The following is a 17,552-nucleotide window of genomic DNA, read 5'->3' as shown; positions in this document are numbered from 1 at the left end:
GGGGCTTAGATGGCCGGCGAAACCTGTGGGGCAGCCCGTGCGTGATTACCTGCTGACGCTCTGTGTCACGGCCGCAGTGACTTATCTGCTGACCGGACCGGTGCGTAAGTTCGCCATCGCGGTCGGGGCGATGCCCGCGATCCGCGCCCGCGACGTCCACCGGGAGCCGACTCCGCGGCTCGGTGGCATCGCCATGTTCGGCGGACTGTGTGCGGGGCTGATCGTCGCCGACCACCTGCACAACCTGAAGGACGTCTTCGAACTCTCCAACGAGCCGAGGGCGTTGCTCTCCGGCGCCGCCCTGATCTGGCTGATCGGCGTTCTCGACGACAAGTTCGAGATCGACGCCCTGATCAAGCTCGGCGGCCAGATGATCGCCGCCGCCGTCATGGTCATCCAGGGGCTCACGATCCTGTGGCTGCCCATCCCCGGCGTCGGCACGGTCGCCCTCACCCAGTGGCAGGGCACGCTGCTCACGGTGGCGCTGGTCGTCATCACGATCAACGCGGTCAACTTCGTCGACGGCCTGGACGGGCTCGCGGCGGGCATGGTGTGCATCGCCTCGGCGGCGTTCTTCCTGTACGCCTACCGCCTCTGGATGGGGTACGGGATCGAGGCGGCGGCCCCCGCGACGCTGTTCGCGGCGATCCTGATGGGCATGTGCCTCGGTTTCCTGCCGCACAACATGCACCCGGCGCGGATCTTCATGGGCGACTCCGGCTCGATGCTGATCGGCCTGGTGCTGGCGGCGGGCGCGATCTCGATCACCGGCCAGGTCGACCCGGACAACATGAAGATCTTCTTCGAGGGCAGCGAGCGCGGGGCCACCCACGCGATGTTCCCGGTCTTCATCCCGCTGGTGCTGCCGCTGACGATCATCGCGATCCCCGCCGCCGACCTGATCCTCGCCATCGTCCGACGCACCTGGAACGGCCAGTCGCCGTTCGCCGCCGACCGGGGCCACCTGCACCACCGGCTGCTGGAGATCGGCCACTCGCACAGCCGGGCCGTGCTGATCATGTATTTCTGGTCGGCCATCATCGCCTTCGGCGCCGTCGCCTACTCGGTGCACTCGGCCTCGACGTGGATCGTCTTCATCATCATCGCGGCGAGCGTGGTGGGCCTCGTCCTGCTGCTGATGCCGCGCTTCACCCCGCGCGCCCCGCACTGGGCCAACCGCTTCGTGCCGCCGCGCTACCGCCGCGGGGCGGCGGTGCGGGCTTCCTCCCCCTCGTACGAGGAGAACCCGGCACCCGTGGCCTCCGGGGCCCAACAGGGCGTGCAGGGCGCTCGGATGGGCGAGGAGGACGCCGAACGGGCCCCTGTGGCGGTCGGGGTGTCCGGCGTCAACGGGGCGACCGCGATCGGCGCTCGTTCGCGCTTCCCCGAACGCCGCTCCATCGACTCCTCGCGCTGACGATTCGGATTCCGTGGTGCATTACCAGACATTGCACCGCCTTGTCGTGCACACACGCGCGGGGTAACTCTCATGTGTGACAGGTGGCACACTTTCCAGGTAAAGACCTCATCAAATAGTTTGTGATACCGTTCACGAGACCCGGTGACGGAGCCGAAGGACCCTAGTGAGACGGTCCATTGGCCCAGGTCTCCGCTCTGCGGACCGGGCCTACGCTCGTCCATGACGACGCCCCATTCCTCCCCAAGACCAGTGGAGCTGCCGCCATGCAGTCCGACATGCGCGAAGTACTGCGCATCGCCGCCCCCACCGCCGCGGTGGGCGCCATCGCCACGCTTGTCGGCGGCTTGCTCGCCGGCGGCAAGGGGGCGATCGGCGCCGTGGTGGGCTGCGTGGTGGTCATCCTCTTCATGGCCCTCGGACAGCTGGCGTTGCAGTGGGTCGCCAAGTCGATGCCCCACCTGTTCCAGGGCATGGGGCTGATGGTCTACTCGGTCCAGCTCGTGCTCCTGCTCCTGCTGATCATGGGCATCAGGGACACGTCGCTCTTCGACCTCCAGGTCTTCGCCCTCACGCTGGTCGCCTCGGTGATCACATGGATCATCACGCAGACCGTGCTGCATGCCAGGAGCAAGACCCTGTACGTGGATCCGGAGGCGGAGAGCCGGAACGCCCCGGGCGGAACCGAGGACAAGCATGACCAGTAGGGCCGGGATAAAGCCCTGTTCGACATGCTGCTATCGTCCGGTCTCGGTTGCGGTACTGCGGGCGCGGACAACACGGCTGTCGCCTGATTCATCGCGAGGCTTCGGGCCCGGCCGCCGCCTCCTCACCGTAAGAATCCAGTCCGGTGCCGACCTGCGGCTGCCAGCCGCTCCGATACAACGAGGTAGCCGTATCCATGCGCCATGCAGAAGGAGCTCCTGGTGACTGCTGACGCCCAGACGCTCGCTTTCGAGGTTGACTGCCACCTGTTCCAGGGTTCGTGCGGATTCCCAGCCCCGAGCGCGTGGTCGTTCATTTTCGACCCGATCTTCAGTGTCGGTCCGGTCGACTTCAACAAGCCGATGCTGCTGGCGATCATCGGAACGATCGCCATCCTGAGCCTGTTCTGGGCCGGCTTCTCCAAGCCCAAGGTCGTTCCGGGCAAGCTGCAGATGGTCGCCGAAGCCCTCTACGACTTCGTGCACCGGGGCATCGCCAAGGAGATCATCGGCAAGAAGGGCGAGCCCTTCGTTCCGCTGCTGGTGTCGCTGTTCTTCTTCGTCTGGATGATGAACCTCTGGGCGATCATCCCGATCGCACAGTTCCCGGTGACCTCGGTCATTGCCTACCCGGTCGGACTGGCTCTGGTCGTCTGGGTCGTCTACATGTCGGTGACCTTCCGGAACAACGGGTTCGTCGGAGGCATCCGCAACCTGTGCGTGCCGAGCGGCCTGCCCAAGCCGATCTACGTGATCCTGACGCCGATCGAGTTCGTCTCGAACATCTTCGTGCGCCCCTTCACGCTGGCGGTCCGACTCTTCGCGAACATGTTCGCCGGTCACATCCTCATCCTGGTCTTCACGATCGCGACGTGGTACATGCTCGGCACCGTGCTCGGCACCGTGTACGCCACCGCGTCGTTCGCCGTGACCCTGGCCCTGACCGTCTTCGAGATGTTCATTCAGGCGCTCCAGGCCTACGTGTTCACCGTGCTGACCGCCACGTACTTGTCCCAGGCGCTCGAAGAAGCGCACTGAGGACACCCGGGCCACCGCCCGGACACCCCTTAGTCGTCCGGTGGACGCAATCTCCACCGGCCAATCAAGAGAAGGAATCACAGATCAATGTCTGAGACTCTCGCAGCCGTTGTGGGCAACGTCGGCACCATCGGTTACGGCCTCGCGGCGATCGGCCCCGGCGTCGGCATCGGCATCATCTTCGGTAACGGTGTGCAGGCCATCGCCCGCCAGCCCGAGGCCGCCGGCCTCATCCGCCAGAACATGCTGCTCGGCTTCGCCGTCATCGAGGCCCTGGCCCTGATCGGCTTCGTCGCGCCCTTCATCTACCCCAAGTAGTCCAGGCGACCTGACGATACGTTTTCGACGAAAGGTCCACCATGTTGCACTTGGCAGCTGAGGAGCCGCAGTCACCGCTGCTGCCGGTCTGGCCCGAGATTCTCATCGGCCTGATCTGCTTCAGCATTGTCTTCTTCGCTTTCTACAAGAAGCTCCTCCCGGCCATCAACAAGGCCCTGGACGAGCGTCGTGAGGCGATCGAAGGTGGCATCGAGAAGGCCGAAGCGGCTCAGACCGAGGCCCAGAGCGTTCTTGAGCAGTACAAGGCTCAGCTCGCCGAAGCCCGCCACGAGGCCGCCCGCCTGCGCCAGGAGGCGCAGGAGCAGGGTGCCGTCATCATCCAGGAGATGAAGGCGGAAGGTCAGCGGCAGCGCGAAGAGATCATCGCCGCCGGCCACGCCCAGATCGAGGCCGACCGCAAGGCTGCGGCTTCCGCACTCCGCCAGGACGTCGGCAAGCTCGCCACCGACCTGGCCGGCAAGCTCGTCGGTGAGTCCCTCCAGGACCACGCCCGGCAGAGCGGCACCGTCGACCGGTTCCTCGACGAGCTTGAGGCGAAGGCCGAGGCCGCCCGATGAACGGCGCGAGCCGCGAGGCACTGGCTGCCGCACGTGAGCGTCTCGACGCGCTGACCGACAACACGTCGGTCGACGCGGCGAAGCTCGCCGAGGAGCTGGCTTCGGTCACCGCACTGCTCGACCGCGAAGTATCCCTGCGCCGGGTCCTCACCGACCCGGCCCAGAGCGGCGAGAGCAAGGCCGAGCTGGCCGCCCGCCTGCTCGGCGGTCAGGTCGGCGGCGAAACCGTCGACCTGGTCTCCGGTCTCGTCCGGTCCCGCTGGTCGCAGTCGCGCGACCTGGTGGACTCGGTCGAGGAGCTGGCGAACACCGCCGACCTCACCGCCGCCCAGCGCGGCGGCGCCCTCGACGACGTCGAGGACGAGCTGTTCCGGTTCGGCCGGATCATCGGCTCCGACCAGGAGCTGCGGTCCGCGCTCACCAGCCGTACGGCCACGGCCGCCGCCAAGAGTGAGCTGCTGCGCAGCCTGCTCGGCGGCAAGGCGCAGCCGGTCACCGAGCGGATCATCGTCCGCCTGGTGACCCAGCCCCGTGGACGTAGCCTGGAAGCAGGGCTGGACTCGCTGTCCAAGCTCGCCGCGGAGCGCCGGGACCGCATGGTCGCCGTCGTCACCTCGGCGGTGCCGCTCAGCGACCGGCAGAAGCAGCGTCTCGGCGCCGCCCTGGCGAAGCTCTACGGCCGCGAGATGCACCTGAACCTCGACGTGGACCCCGCGGTCCTCGGCGGGATCTCGGTGCGCGTCGGTGACGAGATCATCAACGGCACCGTTGCGGAGCGCCTCGACGAGGCGACCCGTCGCATCGCCGGCTGACACAGCGCAGCGCAAAAGTACACGCAAGACCAGCGGCCCGGTTGGGCCGTGCAGAAACTGCAGAAGATTCCTGGGGGTCGGCCCCCAGACCCCCTTAAGAAACTTCGGGCCCAACAAGGAGAGCAGGGAACCCAGATGGCGGAGCTCACGATCCGGCCGGAGGAGATCCGGGACGCACTGGAGAACTTTGTCCAGTCGTACCAGCCGGACGCGGCCTCGCGCGAGGAGGTCGGTACGGTCAGCGTTGCCGGCGACGGCATCGCGAAGGTGGAGGGCCTGCCCTCCGCCATGGCGAACGAGCTGCTGAAGTTCGAGGACGGAACCCTCGGTCTCGCCCTCAACCTTGAGGAGCGCGAGATCGGTGCGATCGTCCTCGGCGAGTTCAGCGGCATCGAGGAGGGCCAGCCGGTGCAGCGCACCGGTGAGGTGCTCTCCGTCGGCGTCGGCGAGGGTTACCTCGGCCGTGTCGTCGACCCGCTCGGCAACCCGATCGACGGTCTCGGCGAGATCGAGACCGACAGCCGCCGCGCCCTAGAGCTGCAGGCCCCTGGCGTCATGGTCCGCAAGTCGGTGCACGAGCCCATGCAGACCGGCTACAAGGCCGTCGACGCCATGGTGCCGATCGGCCGCGGCCAGCGTCAGCTGATCATCGGCGACCGTCAGACGGGTAAGACCGCTCTGGCCGTCGACACGATCATCAACCAGCGCGACAACTGGCGCTCGGGCGACGTGAACAAGCAGGTGCGCTGCATCTACGTCGCCATCGGTCAGAAGGGTTCCACCATCGCCTCCGTGCGTGGTGCGCTCGAAGAGGCCGGTGCGCTGGAGTACACGACCATCGTCGCCGCCCCGGCGTCCGACCCGGCCGGCTTCAAGTACCTGGCGCCGTACACCGGTTCGGCCATCGGCCAGCACTGGATGTACCAGGGCAAGCACGTCCTGATCATCTTCGACGACCTCTCGAAGCAGGCCGACGCCTACCGCGCCGTGTCCCTGCTGCTGCGCCGCCCGCCGGGCCGCGAGGCCTACCCGGGTGACGTCTTCTACCTGCACTCGCGTCTGCTGGAGCGCTGCGCCAAGCTCTCCGACGAGATGGGCGCCGGTTCGATGACGGGCCTCCCGATCGTCGAGACCAAGGCGAACGACGTGTCGGCGTTCATCCCGACCAACGTCATCTCCATCACCGACGGCCAGTGCTTCCTGGAGTCCGACCTGTTCAACGCGGGTCAGCGTCCGGCGCTCAACGTCGGTATCTCGGTCTCCCGAGTCGGTGGCTCCGCCCAGCACAAGGCCATGAAGCAGGTCTCCGGCCGGCTTCGCGTGGACCTCGCCCAGTACCGCGAGCTGGAGGCGTTCGCCGCCTTCGGTTCCGACCTGGACGCGGCCTCGAAGGCCTCGCTGGAGCGCGGTAAGCGCATGGTCGAGCTGCTGAAGCAGCCGCAGTACGCCCCGTTCCCGATGGAGGAGCAGGTCGTCTCGGTCTGGGCCGGCACCACGGGCAAGATGGACGACGTCCCGGTCGAGGACATCCGTCGCTTCGAGGCTGAGCTGCTGGAGTTCCTGCGCCGCGAGCGCAAGGACCTGCTGACCAGCATCGCCGAGGGCGGCAAGATGTCCGACGACACGCTGCAGTCGGTCGCCGACGCGATCGCCGCCTTCAAGCAGCAGTTCGAGACCTCGGACGGCAAGCTCCTGGGCGAGGGCTGATCGATGGGCGCTCAGCTTCGCGTTTACAAGCGCCGCATCCAAGCCGTCACCGCGACCAAGAAGATCACCAAGGCGATGGAGATGATCGCCGCCTCGCGCATCGTCAAGGCGCAGCGCAAGGTGGCGGCATCCATGCCGTACGCGACCGAGCTCACCCGTGCGGTGACCGCGGTGGCGACCGGCTCCGACGCCAAGCACCCGCTCACCACCGAGGTCGAGGTCCCGACCCGGGCCGCGGTCCTGCTCGTCACGAGCGACCGCGGTCTGGCCGGCGGCTACTCCTCCAACGCCATCAAGGCCGCGGAGCGGCTGCGGGAGCGCCTTGCCGAAGAGGGCAAGGAGGTCGACACGTACATCGTCGGCCGCAAGGGTGTCGCGTACTACGGCTTCCGCGAGCGCAAGGTCGAGGACTCCTGGACCGGCTTCACCGACAACCCGGCGTACGCCGATGCCAAGCGCATCGCCGCCCCGTTGATCGAGGCCATCCAGAAGGACACGGCCGAGGGCGGCGTCGACGAGCTGCACATCGTCTTCACGGAATTCGTGTCGATGATGACGCAGAACGCGGTCGACAACCGGATGCTGCCGCTTTCGCTCGACGAGGTGGCCGAGGAGAGCACCCGCAAGGGTGAGATCCTTCCGCTGTTCGACTTCGAGCCGTCGGCCGAGGACGTCCTCGACGCCCTTCTGCCGCGCTACGTCGAGAGCCGCATCTACAACGCACTGCTGCAGGCGGCCGCTTCCGAGCACGCTGCCCGCCGCCGCGCGATGAAGTCGGCGACCGACAACGCCGGGGACCTCATCAAGAGCCTGTCCCGGCTTGCCAACGCGGCCCGACAGGCCGAAATCACCCAGGAAATCAGCGAGATCGTCGGCGGTGCCAGTGCTCTGGCCGACGCGACCGCGGGGAGTGACAAGTAATGACGACGACAGTTGAGACGGCCGCTGCCACGGGCCGCGTCGCCCGGGTCATCGGCCCGGTCGTCGACGTGGAGTTCCCCGTCGACGCGATGCCGGAGATCTACAACGCCCTCCACGTCGAGGTCGCCGACCCGGCCGAGGACGGCGCCCGCAAGACGCTGACCCTTGAGGTCGCCCAGCACCTGGGTGACGGCGTGGTCCGCGCGATCTCGATGCAGCCCACCGACGGCCTGGTCCGCCAGGCCCCGGTGACCGACACGGGCGCGGGTATCACCGTCCCCGTCGGTGACATCACCAAGGGCAAGGTGTTCAACACCCTCGGTCAGATCCTGAACGAGCCGGAGGCCGAGGCGCAGATCACCGAGCGCTGGCCGATCCACCGCAAGGCCCCGGCCTTCGACCAGCTTGAGTCGAAGACCGAGATGTTCGAGACCGGCCTGAAGGTCGTCGACCTGCTGACCCCGTACGTCAAGGGCGGCAAGATCGGTCTGTTCGGTGGTGCGGGCGTCGGCAAGACGGTCCTCATCCAGGAAATGATCATGCGTGTGGCGAAGCTGCACGACGGTGTGTCGGTGTTCGCCGGTGTCGGTGAGCGCACCCGTGAGGGCAACGACCTCATCGACGAGATGACCGAGTCGGGCGTTCTGGACAAGACCGCGCTCGTCTTCGGCCAGATGGACGAGCCGCCGGGCACGCGTCTGCGCGTCGCCCTGTCCGCCCTGACCATGGCGGAGTACTTCCGCGATGTGCAGAAGCAGGACGTGCTGCTCTTCATCGACAACATCTTCCGCTTCACGCAGGCCGGTTCCGAGGTCTCCACGCTGCTCGGCCGTATGCCGTCCGCGGTGGGCTACCAGCCGACCTTGGCCGACGAGATGGGTGTGCTCCAGGAGCGCATCACCTCGACGCGTGGTCACTCGATCACCTCGATGCAGGCGATCTACGTCCCCGCGGACGACCTGACCGACCCGGCCCCGGCCACCACGTTCGCCCACCTCGACGCGACGACGGTTCTCTCCCGTCCGATCTCCGAGAAGGGCATCTACCCGGCCGTGGACCCGCTGGACTCCACGTCCCGCATCCTGGACCCGCGCTACATCTCGCAGGACCACTACGCCGCGGCCAGCCGCGTCAAGGGAATCCTGCAGAAGTACAAGGACCTCCAGGACATCATCGCGATCCTGGGTATCGACGAGCTGGGCGAGGAGGACAAGCTCGTTGTCCACCGTGCCCGTCGCGTCGAGCGCTTCCTGTCGCAGAACACCCACGCCGCCAAGCAGTTCACCGGCCTGGACGGTTCGGACGTGCCGCTCGACGAGTCGATCGCCGCGTTCAACGCGATCTGCGACGGCGACTACGACCACTTCCCGGAGCAGGCGTTCTTCATGTGCGGTGGCCTGGACGACCTCAAGGCCAAGGCCAAGGAGCTCGGCGTCTCCTGAGCCCCCGGCTCACCGAGGGGGGCGGGTGTGTCCCGCCCCCCTCACCACGCCCCGTAGAATTGACCCAACACCCGGCATCGACCGCCGGGTGGTGACCCGAGGAGCCACCCTTGGCTGCTGAGCTGCATGTCGAGCTGGTCGCCGCGGACCGTAGTGTCTGGTCCGGCGAGGCCACCCTGGTCGTCGCGCGCACCACGTCCGGCGACATCGGCGTCATGCCCGGTCACCAGCCGCTTCTCGGTGTGCTGGAATCGGGCCCGGTGACGATCCGCACGAGTGAGGGCGGCACCGTCGTCGCCGCCGTGCACGGTGGATTCATCTCGTTCGCGGACGACAAGCTGTCGCTGCTGGCCGAGATCGCCGAGCTGGCGGACGAGATCGATGTCGAGCGCGCCGAGCGGGCGCTGGAGCTCGCGAAGTCGGAGGCGGACGCCGCTGCCCAGCGGCGTGCGGACGTACGACTGCGCGCGGTGGCGGTGCGCTAGCACCCCGCTGACAGATGTTTTTACTCAGCCGCGGCCCGAGCTGGAGCAATCCAGCCGTGTCGCGGCTGAGGCGATGCAGGTGCAATACGTATTTCGGTATCCGTTACTCGACGATGCGAGGAGGTCGGTGGAGATGGTCCTCGCGTTGTGGGTGGGCGTGTCCGTCGTCGTACTGGTCCTGTTGGGGTTGTTCGTCTTCGGTCTGCGCCGGCGGCTGATCCAGCGGTCCGGTGGGACCTTCGACTGCAGCCTGCGCTGGGATGTGTCCGAGGAGCCCGACGCCCTGGGCAAGGGCTGGGTGTACGGGGTCGCCCGCTACAGCGGTGACCGCGTCGACTGGTTCCGGGTCTTCTCCTACGCTCCTCGCCCCCGCCGGGGCCTGGAGCGTTCTGCGATCGAGGTGATCGCCCGCCGGCTGCCGGAGGGCGAGGAGGAGCTCGCGCTGCTCTCCGACTCCGTCGTGCTCGGCTGTCTCCACCGGGGGACGCGCCTGGAGCTGGCGATGAGCGAGGACGCCCTGACCGGCTTCCTGGCCTGGCTGGAGGCTGCACCGCCCGGCCAGCGGGTCAACGTCGCGTAGCGGCCGCGCACCCAGCGAGAACGTACGCGTACACAGCGAGAAACCGGGGAGACGGGGGGCGGACCCGTCTCCCCGGTGCTTTTCCGGGGTGGTGCGTGCCGTTACGGCGTGGGGATCACTCCCGCGGCTACTGGAGACCGCTGTCGATGGCGCTCACCAGTTCACCGTTGGCGGTGTCACCGGAGAACTCCCAGAAGAACGCACCTCCCAGGCCCTGGTTCTTCGCCCAGGTCATCTTGGAGCCGATGGTGGCCGGGGTGTCGTAGCTCCACCAGTTGTTGCCGCAGTGGGCGTAGGCCGTGCCGGCGATGGTGCCGGTGGCCGGGCAGGTGTTCTTGAGGACCTTGTAGTCCTCGATGCCCGCCTCGTACGTGCCCGAGGCCGCGCCGGTCGCCGTGCCGCCGGGGGCGGACTGGGTGACGCCGGTCCAGCCGCGGCCGTAGAAGCCGATGCCGAGGAGGAGCTTCTTGGCCGGGACGCCCTTCGCCTTGAGCTTGGCGATGGCCTCGGAGGAGGTGAAGCCCTCCTGCGGGATGCCGGTGTACGGGTTCAGCGGCGAGTGCGGGGCCGTCGGGCCCTGCTTGGCCCAGGCGCCGAAGAAGTCGTACGTCATCACGTTGTACCAGTCGAAGGACTGGGCGGCGCCCGCGTAGTCGGTGGCGTCGATCTTGCCGCCGGCCGAGGCGTCCGCGGTGATGGCGGCGGTGACCAGGTTGTCGGAGCCGAACTTCGCCCGCGTGGCGGAGGCCAGCTTCTTCAGTGCGTCCGGGCCGCTGGTGTCACAGGTCAGGCCGCAGGCGTTGGGGTACTCCCAGTCCAGGTCGATGCCGTCGAAGACATCGGCCCAGCGGGGGTCCTCGACCAGGTCGTAGCAGGACTGGGCGAAGGCGGCGGGGTTCTGCGCGGCCTGGGGGAAGCCGCCGGACCAGGTCCAGCCGCCGAAGGACCAGAGGACCTTGATGTGCGGGTACTTGGCCTTCAGCTTGCGCAGCTGGTTGAAGTTGCCGCGCAGCGGCTGGTCCCAGGTGTCGGCGACGCCGTCCACGGACTGGGCAGCGGTGTACGCCTTGTCGTAGTCGGCGTACGCGTCACCGATGGTGCACTTGCCGTTCTGCACGTTGCCGAAGGCGTAGTTGATGTGCGTGATCTTCGCGGCGGAGCCGGACGTCACCAGGTTCTTGACGTGGTAGTTGCGCCCGTAGACGCCCCAGTTGGTGAAGTAGCCCAGGTTGATCTTGTCGCCGACGGGCGGCTCGCCGCCTCCGCCGGTGGTGCGCACGGAGACGGAGCCGGAGACCGGGCCGGTCTGGCCGGCGGTGTCCCGGGCCTGCACGGCGTAGGAGTAGTCGGTGCCCGCGGTCAGGCCGGTGTTGGTGTAGGTGGTGCCGGTGACCGTGGCGACCTTCGCCCCGTCGCGCAGCACGTCGTAGTTCTTGACGCCGTTGTCGTCGGTGGCCGCGCTCCAGCTGAGCTTCACCGAGGTGTCCGTGACATCGCTGGTGGTCGGGGTGCCCGGGGCGGAGGGCGGGTTGTCGCCCGGGACGGTGCCGCCGTCACAGGAGGCGCCGTTCAGCTTGCAGCCCGAGGGGGAGCCGGAGCCGGTGCCGTTGAAGCCGAAGCTGACGCTGGCGCCGGGGGCGATGGTCCCGTTCCAGGAGAGGTTCTTGGCGGTCCAGTGGTTGCCGCTGCTGGTGACGGCGGCGTCCCAGGCGGAGCCGACCGCGGTGCCCGAGGGGAAGTCCCACTCGATCGTCCAGGAGGAGAGCGCGGTGGTGCCGGTGTTCTTCACCGTCCACTGGCCCTCGAAGCCGCTGCCCCAGTCCGACTTCTTGGTGTATGTGGCAGTGGCCGACGCGGCTGCCGAGGCGGGGGAGGCGAGGCCCACCATCGCGGCCAGCGGGACGACGAGCGCGGTCAGGCCCGCCACGACCTTGGATCTTCCGCTCCGGGTGGGTATCCATCGGAATCTGGAACGGCGTTGGGGGGTTTCAGTGCTCAACGGTGCTCCTCGGGTGAGGTCCAACAAACGGGGGTAATTCGTGGACTGCAAACCCTGCGCCGCCCTGAGTACGTAGTGTTCCCGTACTCACCGCAGTGTGTTTCGGTGACAGTAGGAAGGTCTGGACCAATCGTCAAGAGGTCCAGACCTTAGATGGGGGAATGAGGCCCGGAAGCGGGTCAGATCCCCAACTCCTGTGCCAGGACGGCTGCCTGGACCCGGCTGCGCAGCTCCAGCTTCCCGAGCAGCCTGCTGACGTGGGTCTTCACCGTGGCCTCCGCCATCGACAGCCGCAGCGCGATCTCCGCGTTGGACAGGCCCTCACCCAGACACCCCAGCACCTCGCGCTCCCGCCGGGTCAGTGCGTCCAGCACCGCTGGATCGGCCGTCTCCCTCGCACGTACGGGTGTGGCTCCGGCGAACTCCGCGATCAGCCGGCGGGTCACGGCCGGGGCGATCAGGCCCTCGCCGCGCGCCACCGTCCGTACCGCCTCCAGCAGATCGCGGGCGTCGGTGTTCTTCAGCAGGAAGCCCGAGGCCCCGGCCCGCAGCGCCCCGAACACGTACGCGTCGAGGTCGAACGTGGTCAGGACGAGAACGTCCGCCAGCTCCTCCGCAACCACCTGCCGGGTCGCCGACACCCCGTCCAGCCGGGGCATCTGCACATCCATCAGGACGAGATCCGGGCGGAGTTCACGCGCCAGGCGCACCGCGGCCTCGCCGTCCCCCGCCTCCCCGACGACCTCGATGTCCGGCGCGCTGGAGAGGATCAGCACCAGTCCCGCGCGCACCGCCGACTGGTCCTCCGCGACCAGTACCCGGATCGTCATTCCCGCACCTTCCTTTCCCATACGGGCAGTTCGGCCCGCACCCGCCAGATCCTGGTGCCGTCGGCGGCCGGCCCGGGCCCCGCCTCGATCGTCCCGCCGAGCAACGCCACCCGCTCCCGCATGCCCACGAGCCCGGCCCCGGACCCTGGCGCCGTGGGACCGGGGCGCTCCCCGAACACACTGGTCACCTCGACCGTCAGCAGTTCCCCGGTCCGGCCTAGTCGCACCACCACCGGGCCCGGCGCCGCGTGCTTGAGGGCGTTCGTCAGGGACTCCTGAACGATCCGGTACGCGGCCAGCTCCACCGGCGTCGGCAGCGGGTCGGAGCCCGTCGCCCGGGTGTCCTCCAGGGTGCAGGTCAGCCCGCTGGACGCGGCGTTGGTGTTCGCCTGCTCGACCAGTGCGTCCAGTGCGGCGAGCGTCGGCGCGGCGGCTGGGGCGCCGCCCTCGCCGCCCTCGCGCAGCAGCCCGATCAGCCGCCGCATCTCCGCGAGCCCCTCCACGCTGTTCTCCCGGATCACCCCGAGGGCCCGCCGCGAGGTCTCCGGGTCGTCGATGGACAGGGCCGCCGTGGAGTGGATCGCCACGGCGGAGAGGTGGTTGGCCACCATGTCGTGCAGCTCCCGGGCCATCCGGGCCCGCTCGGCGACCACCGCCTGTGTCCGGTCCAGCTCCGCCAGCCGCGCGGTCTGGTCGGCGGCCAGCCGGGCGGCCTCGGCGGCGGCGCGGTGGTTGCGCACGCTGACCCCGGTGATCGCCGGGACGAAGGTGACCAGTCCGGTGACGACACCGATCAGCAGCGCCTCGGGCCTGCGGAACCACGCCAGGAAACCGATCGTGGACGCGACGGTGACCAGGAGCGTGGCCACCGGGAGGCGGCGTGCCGCGGCCGGGGTCCCGTACAGCACGGCCGCGTACATCACGTCCGTGAACATCAGGACGGTCGCCAGACTGCCCCGGGTGAACTGGTCCGCGATCAGCGCGAGCGCGCCGAAGGCCAGCGCCGTGCGCGGGGCGCTGCGGCGCAGCAGCTCCATCGCGGCCATCACGGTCAGTGGTATGAGGGCGATCCAGGGTGCGGAGAAGGGGCGGCCGCCCTGGGTGTGCAGGCCGAGCCGCCACAGGAGCAGCCCCCCGAGCAGCCCGCAGACGGCAAGGAGCACATCGTCGCGGTGGGGGCGGATCGAGGTGAGCACCTCTCCATCCAACACGCCGCGCGGACGCCCGGCCTCCCTTCGCGGACCGATGCGCGACTACATCGAAGGATGCAGTCCCGTTTCGTCACTGCCGACGACGATTCCCCGCCCCGCGGACGGGAGGCTGGAGGGGAACGGGAGGAGAGACGCTGTGATCGCCATTCTGGTCGTGGCCTGCGAGGTCGCTTTCTGGGTGCTGCTGGCCGCGGGGCTCGCACTGCGCTACGTCGCGAGGAAGCCGAGGCTCGGAGCCGCCGTGCTGCTGTGCGAGCCGCTGCTGGAGGTCCTGCTGCTGGTGGTGACGGCGATCGACCTGAAGAACGGGGCCGAGCCCGACTGGAAGCACGGGCTGGCCGCCGTCTACATCGGCTTCACCGTGGGCCTCGGCCACCACACCATCAAGTGGGTGGACGCCCGCGTCGCCCACCGCTGGTTCGGCGGCCCGCCGCCGGTGAAGCCGCCGAAGTACGGCACGGCCCGCGCCGTCCACGAGTGGCGCGTTGCCGCCCGCTGGATCCTCGCCGCGACCGTCGCGCTCGGGCTGCTCCAGGCGGCGGTCTGGTACGTCGGCTCCGGCGGGGAGACCAGCTCGCTGCGGATGTGGCAGCAGAAGGTGGGCTGGGTGATCGGCATCAACCTGATCATCGCCGGGAGTTACACGCTGTTCCCGAAGCAGGCCCCGAAGGGCTACGAGGACGCCGCCGTCGAGCGGGAACCGGCCGAGAAGTAGGCGGGCCCCCGCCCGGGGGAAGCCTCAGCGCTCGCCGCCCGGCACCCACAGCACGTCCCCGACCTCCTTGTTCGCGCTCCGCGCCAGAATGAACAGGAGGTCGGAGAGGCGGTTGAGATACGTGGCGGTCAGGGCGTTCATCGACTCACCGTGCACCTCCAGCGCCGCCCAGGTGGACCGCTCGGCCCGCCGGACCACCGTGCACGCCTGGTGGAGCAGTGCGGCCCCCGGCGTACCCCCGGGAAGGATGAAGCTGCGCAGCTTCTCCAACTCCTCCAGGAAGCGGTCGCAGTCCGCCTCCAGCTTGTCGATGTAGGACTGCTCGACCCGCAGCGGCGGATACTTCGGGTCCTCCACCACCGGGGTGGACAGGTCGGCGCCCACGTCGAACAGGTCGTTCTGGACCCGTACGAGGACCTTCACCACGTCCTCGCGCAGCTGCCCCAGCGCGATGGCGGTCCCGATCACCGCGTTGGCCTCGTTGGCGTCCGCGTACGCCGAGATCCGCAGATCGGTCTTGGCGGTGCGGCTCATGTCGCCGAGGGCGGTGGTGCCCCGGTCGCCGGTCCGGGTGTAGATGCGCGTCAGATTGACCATGGGGTCAGCGTAGTGACGCCGAACCCCCAACTGCGCACGGCGTGGAGCCGAATGACGCGTCCCGGTGTGATGTCCGTCATTCGAGACGTGACGCGCATCTCTTCGCGGCCCCAGCGCGCCCGACGGGTACTAACCTCCGCCGGAGAGCATGTGAACCGCCGTGAACAAATGCCGCACAGGCGAACAGAAACCAAGGGGTGCGAACGTGGCCAGGAAGCTCGCCGTCATCGGGGCCGGACTCATGGGGTCCGGGATCGCGCAGGTCTCCGCCCAGGCGGGCTGGGACGTCGTGCTGCGGGACGTCACCGACGCCGCGCTGACGCGTGGCCGCGACGGCATCAAGGCCTCGTACGACAAGTTCGTCGCCAAGGGCAAGCTGGAGGCCGCCGACGCCGAGGCAGCGCTCGCCCGCATCACCACGACCACCGATCTCGACGCCGTCGCGGACGCGGACGTCGTCGTGGAGGCCGTCTTCGAGAAGCTGGAGGTCAAGCACGAGATCTTCCGCTCCCTGGACAAGGTCGTCGGCGAGCACACCGTCCTCGCCTCCAACACGTCCGCCATCCCGATCACCAAGATCGCGGCCGTGACGGAGCGTCCGGAGCGCGTCGTCGGCGTGCACTTCTTCTCGCCGGTCCCGATGATGCAGCTCTGCGAGCTGGTACGCGGCTACAAGACCAGCGACGAAACCCTCGCCACCGCGCGGGAGTTCGCCGAGTCCGTCGGCAAGACCTGCATCGTCGTCAACCGCGACGTGGCGGGCTTCGTCACCACCCGGCTCATCTCGGCGCTCGTCGTCGAGGCGGCCAAGCTGTACGAATCGGGCGTCGCCTCGGCCGAGGACATCGACATCGCCTGCAAGCTGGGCTTCGGCCACGCCATGGGCCCGCTCGCCACGGCCGACCTCACCGGCGTCGACATTCTGCTGCACGCCACCGGCAACATCTACACCGAGTCCCAGGACGAGAAGTTCGCCGCCCCGGAGCTGATGCGCCGGATGGTCGACGCAGGTGACATCGGGCGCAAGAGCGGGCAGGGCTTCTACACGTACTGACCGCGAACCGCGCTCCCCGGCCCGTCGGCCCGCCGCCGTCAGGGCCGGGGAAGCCGGGGAGTGTACCCGGCAGCGACCGGTCTCCGGCGAACCGGCTTCACTCCACCGAGTGAATTCGGTATCGGTTCGCTTACAGACGGCAACTTCCCTGTCGCCGGGGCAGTCAGTTGTGACAGAGACAGAAGCACAGGCAGAAGAAAAGACAGACGGACCTTCTACGGAGCATGACCGGGGAGCGCATATGCACATCAGGGGCGACCACGCCGAGCTGGTCGTCGGGGGCCGCCTCGACGTCCGAAGCGCGGCGGACGCCCGTACGGTCCTGCACACGGCCGTCGACGACGGAGCCGGCGACCTCGTGCTGGACCTGACCGAGCTGGACTCCTGGGACGCCACCGGACTCGGCGTCATCATGGGGGCCCACCGCCGGGCCGGACGGGCCGGACGCCGCCTCGTGCTGCGCGGTGTGCCGCCGCAGATGCAGCGCCTCCTGGTGGCCACCCGGCTGCACCGCATCCTGGCCATCGAGGGCGGGATCGCCGCCGACTCGCTGCCGCGCGTCTAAGAGGGCGTCCTGCTGTCCCTGCCGGTCCGCCGAGTGAACGGACGGACGGAATCCGGCGGCAGAAGTCGCGCAATCCTCACCGGAACGTGACGTCCTGGGCGGCGCGGCACCCCGCCCCTTCGTAGATACTGTGCAAGGTCTAATGTTCGGCCGTCCGCCGAATGAAACCGAAACCCAAGTGGTGGACACCGGACCGGAAGCGACAGCGGGGCGTGTGAGGCCGGGAGGGGCGACCGCGCACGACGCGTCTGGGGGACTTTGCGATGGACCCGACACACCGGGCACCCGAGGAACACGGGCAGGGGCACGACCGTCCCGGCGGCGAGCCGGACCACCGGCGGCCGTCCCGCGACGCCGCCGCCGACTTCGGGCAGCAGGCACCGCAGCAGGTCCGCGTCGTCCGGCTGACCGCCGGTGATCTGCTCGTCACGGTCAACCCCGTCGACGGCAGCGAGGTCGAGGCCTGCCCGCCCGGCGCGGAGCCCGCCGCCCCCGTCCGCCGCACCCCCGCCGAGCGCGCCGACCACGAGCGCGCTGGCGCACCCCCCGTTCCCCCGGGCCCGCCCGCCCCGCAGCCGG

General features: G+C 68.8%; 18 protein-coding genes and 1 pseudogene. 15 read left to right on the top strand and 4 right to left on the bottom strand.

Annotation, left to right across the window (positions count from 1 at the left end; genetic code table 11):
- Positions 1 to 25 precede the first annotated feature (25 nt).
- The 11 genes from CIB93_RS12350 to CIB93_RS12300 all read left to right on the top strand — a co-directional run bounded on the left by CIB93_RS12350 (position 26) and on the right by CIB93_RS12300 (position 10,002).
- Positions 26 to 1,417, top strand: coding sequence for an MraY family glycosyltransferase (locus CIB93_RS12350; RefSeq protein ID WP_179500073.1), 1,392 nt, complete (start codon positions 26 to 28; stop codon positions 1,415 to 1,417).
- Positions 1,418 to 1,683: 266 nt separating this feature from the next.
- Entirely contained in the window at positions 1,684 to 2,124 is a 441-nt protein-coding gene (locus tag CIB93_RS12345) for a hypothetical protein (protein WP_096626837.1), read from the top strand.
- A 201-nt stretch (positions 2,125 to 2,325) separates the two neighbouring features.
- Complete coding sequence (gene atpB / locus CIB93_RS12340; protein WP_096626836.1) at positions 2,326 to 3,159, top strand: F0F1 ATP synthase subunit A; 834 nt, start codon at positions 2,326 to 2,328, stop codon at positions 3,157 to 3,159.
- A gap of 87 nt (positions 3,160 to 3,246) precedes the next feature.
- Positions 3,247 to 3,477, top strand: a complete 231-nt coding sequence (gene atpE, locus CIB93_RS12335; RefSeq protein WP_006127588.1) for an ATP synthase F0 subunit C — start codon at positions 3,247 to 3,249, stop codon at positions 3,475 to 3,477.
- Between the two features lie 41 nt (positions 3,478 to 3,518).
- The gene (locus CIB93_RS12330) at positions 3,519 to 4,055 is read left to right on the top strand and encodes a F0F1 ATP synthase subunit B (protein WP_096626835.1); all 537 of its coding nucleotides are present in this window, start codon (positions 3,519 to 3,521) and stop codon (positions 4,053 to 4,055) included.
- A complete protein-coding gene (locus CIB93_RS12325; RefSeq protein WP_096626834.1) occupies positions 4,052 to 4,867 on the top strand; it encodes a F0F1 ATP synthase subunit delta in 816 nt (271 codons plus the stop codon). Before CIB93_RS12330 ends, CIB93_RS12325 begins: the two co-directional genes overlap by 4 nt.
- Before the next feature lie 135 nt (positions 4,868 to 5,002).
- Entirely contained in the window at positions 5,003 to 6,574 is a 1,572-nt protein-coding gene (atpA, locus tag CIB93_RS12320; RefSeq protein WP_096626833.1) for a F0F1 ATP synthase subunit alpha, read from the top strand.
- Positions 6,575 to 6,577: 3 nt separating this feature from the next.
- A complete protein-coding gene (locus CIB93_RS12315; protein ID WP_096626832.1) occupies positions 6,578 to 7,495 on the top strand; it encodes a F0F1 ATP synthase subunit gamma in 918 nt (305 codons plus the stop codon).
- Positions 7,495 to 8,937: a F0F1 ATP synthase subunit beta gene (gene atpD / locus CIB93_RS12310; RefSeq protein WP_096626831.1), complete on the top strand. Its 1,443-nt coding sequence runs from the start codon at positions 7,495 to 7,497 to the stop codon at positions 8,935 to 8,937. Before CIB93_RS12315 ends, atpD begins: the two co-directional genes overlap by 1 nt.
- Positions 8,938 to 9,047: 110 nt before the next feature.
- The gene (locus CIB93_RS12305) at positions 9,048 to 9,422 is read left to right on the top strand and encodes a F0F1 ATP synthase subunit epsilon (protein ID WP_096626830.1); all 375 of its coding nucleotides are present in this window, start codon (positions 9,048 to 9,050) and stop codon (positions 9,420 to 9,422) included.
- A 133-nt stretch (positions 9,423 to 9,555) separates the two neighbouring features.
- Positions 9,556 to 10,002, top strand: a complete 447-nt coding sequence (locus CIB93_RS12300; RefSeq protein ID WP_096626908.1) for a DUF2550 domain-containing protein — start codon at positions 9,556 to 9,558, stop codon at positions 10,000 to 10,002.
- Positions 10,003 to 10,129: 127 nt separating this feature from the next.
- On the opposite strand, the gene CIB93_RS12295 is transcribed toward CIB93_RS12300, so the two are convergent.
- From CIB93_RS12295 to CIB93_RS12285, 3 genes are all read right to left on the bottom strand, one after another.
- The gene (locus CIB93_RS12295) at positions 10,130 to 12,001 is read right to left on the bottom strand and encodes a glycoside hydrolase family 18 chitinase (RefSeq protein WP_096626829.1); all 1,872 of its coding nucleotides are present in this window, start codon (positions 11,999 to 12,001) and stop codon (positions 10,130 to 10,132) included.
- Positions 12,002 to 12,180: 179 nt separating this feature from the next.
- Positions 12,181 to 12,831, bottom strand: a complete 651-nt coding sequence (locus CIB93_RS12290; protein ID WP_096626828.1) for a response regulator transcription factor — start codon at positions 12,829 to 12,831, stop codon at positions 12,181 to 12,183.
- Positions 12,828 to 14,027: a sensor histidine kinase gene (locus tag CIB93_RS12285; RefSeq protein WP_096626827.1), complete on the bottom strand. Its 1,200-nt coding sequence runs from the start codon at positions 14,025 to 14,027 to the stop codon at positions 12,828 to 12,830. The genes CIB93_RS12290 and CIB93_RS12285 overlap by 4 nt, the downstream gene beginning before the upstream one ends.
- Positions 14,028 to 14,178: 151 nt before the next feature.
- Here CIB93_RS12285 and CIB93_RS12280 point away from each other — a divergent pair, with 151 nt between their 5' ends.
- A complete protein-coding gene (locus tag CIB93_RS12280; protein ID WP_096626826.1) occupies positions 14,179 to 14,757 on the top strand; it encodes a hypothetical protein in 579 nt (192 codons plus the stop codon).
- A gap of 24 nt (positions 14,758 to 14,781) precedes the next feature.
- Here CIB93_RS12280 and CIB93_RS12275 read toward each other — a convergent pair whose 3' ends face one another.
- Positions 14,782 to 15,354 (bottom strand): cob(I)yrinic acid a,c-diamide adenosyltransferase, encoded by a 573-nt coding sequence (locus CIB93_RS12275; RefSeq protein WP_096626825.1) that lies wholly within the window; start codon positions 15,352 to 15,354, stop codon positions 14,782 to 14,784.
- Between the two features lie 205 nt (positions 15,355 to 15,559).
- Here CIB93_RS12275 and CIB93_RS12270 point away from each other — a divergent pair, with 205 nt between their 5' ends.
- From CIB93_RS12270 to CIB93_RS12260, 3 genes and pseudogenes are all read left to right on the top strand, one after another.
- On the top strand, positions 15,560 to 16,408 hold the full coding sequence (locus tag CIB93_RS12270; protein WP_096626824.1) for a 3-hydroxyacyl-CoA dehydrogenase family protein: 849 nt from the start codon (positions 15,560 to 15,562) through the stop codon (positions 16,406 to 16,408).
- A 241-nt stretch (positions 16,409 to 16,649) separates the two neighbouring features.
- Positions 16,650 to 16,973: an STAS domain-containing protein gene (locus tag CIB93_RS12265; RefSeq protein ID WP_096626823.1), complete on the top strand. Its 324-nt coding sequence runs from the start codon at positions 16,650 to 16,652 to the stop codon at positions 16,971 to 16,973.
- A 263-nt stretch (positions 16,974 to 17,236) separates the two neighbouring features.
- A pseudogene (locus tag CIB93_RS12260) lies at positions 17,237 to 17,552 on the top strand (ATP-binding protein); the annotation flags it as partial.

The sequence above is a fragment of the Streptomyces sp. WZ.A104 genome, assembly GCF_002382885.1.
Lineage (GTDB): Bacteria > Actinomycetota > Actinomycetes > Streptomycetales > Streptomycetaceae > Streptomyces.
The sequence above is the reverse complement of the archived record's forward strand: the minus strand, read 5'-3'. Positions and strand labels throughout refer to the sequence as shown.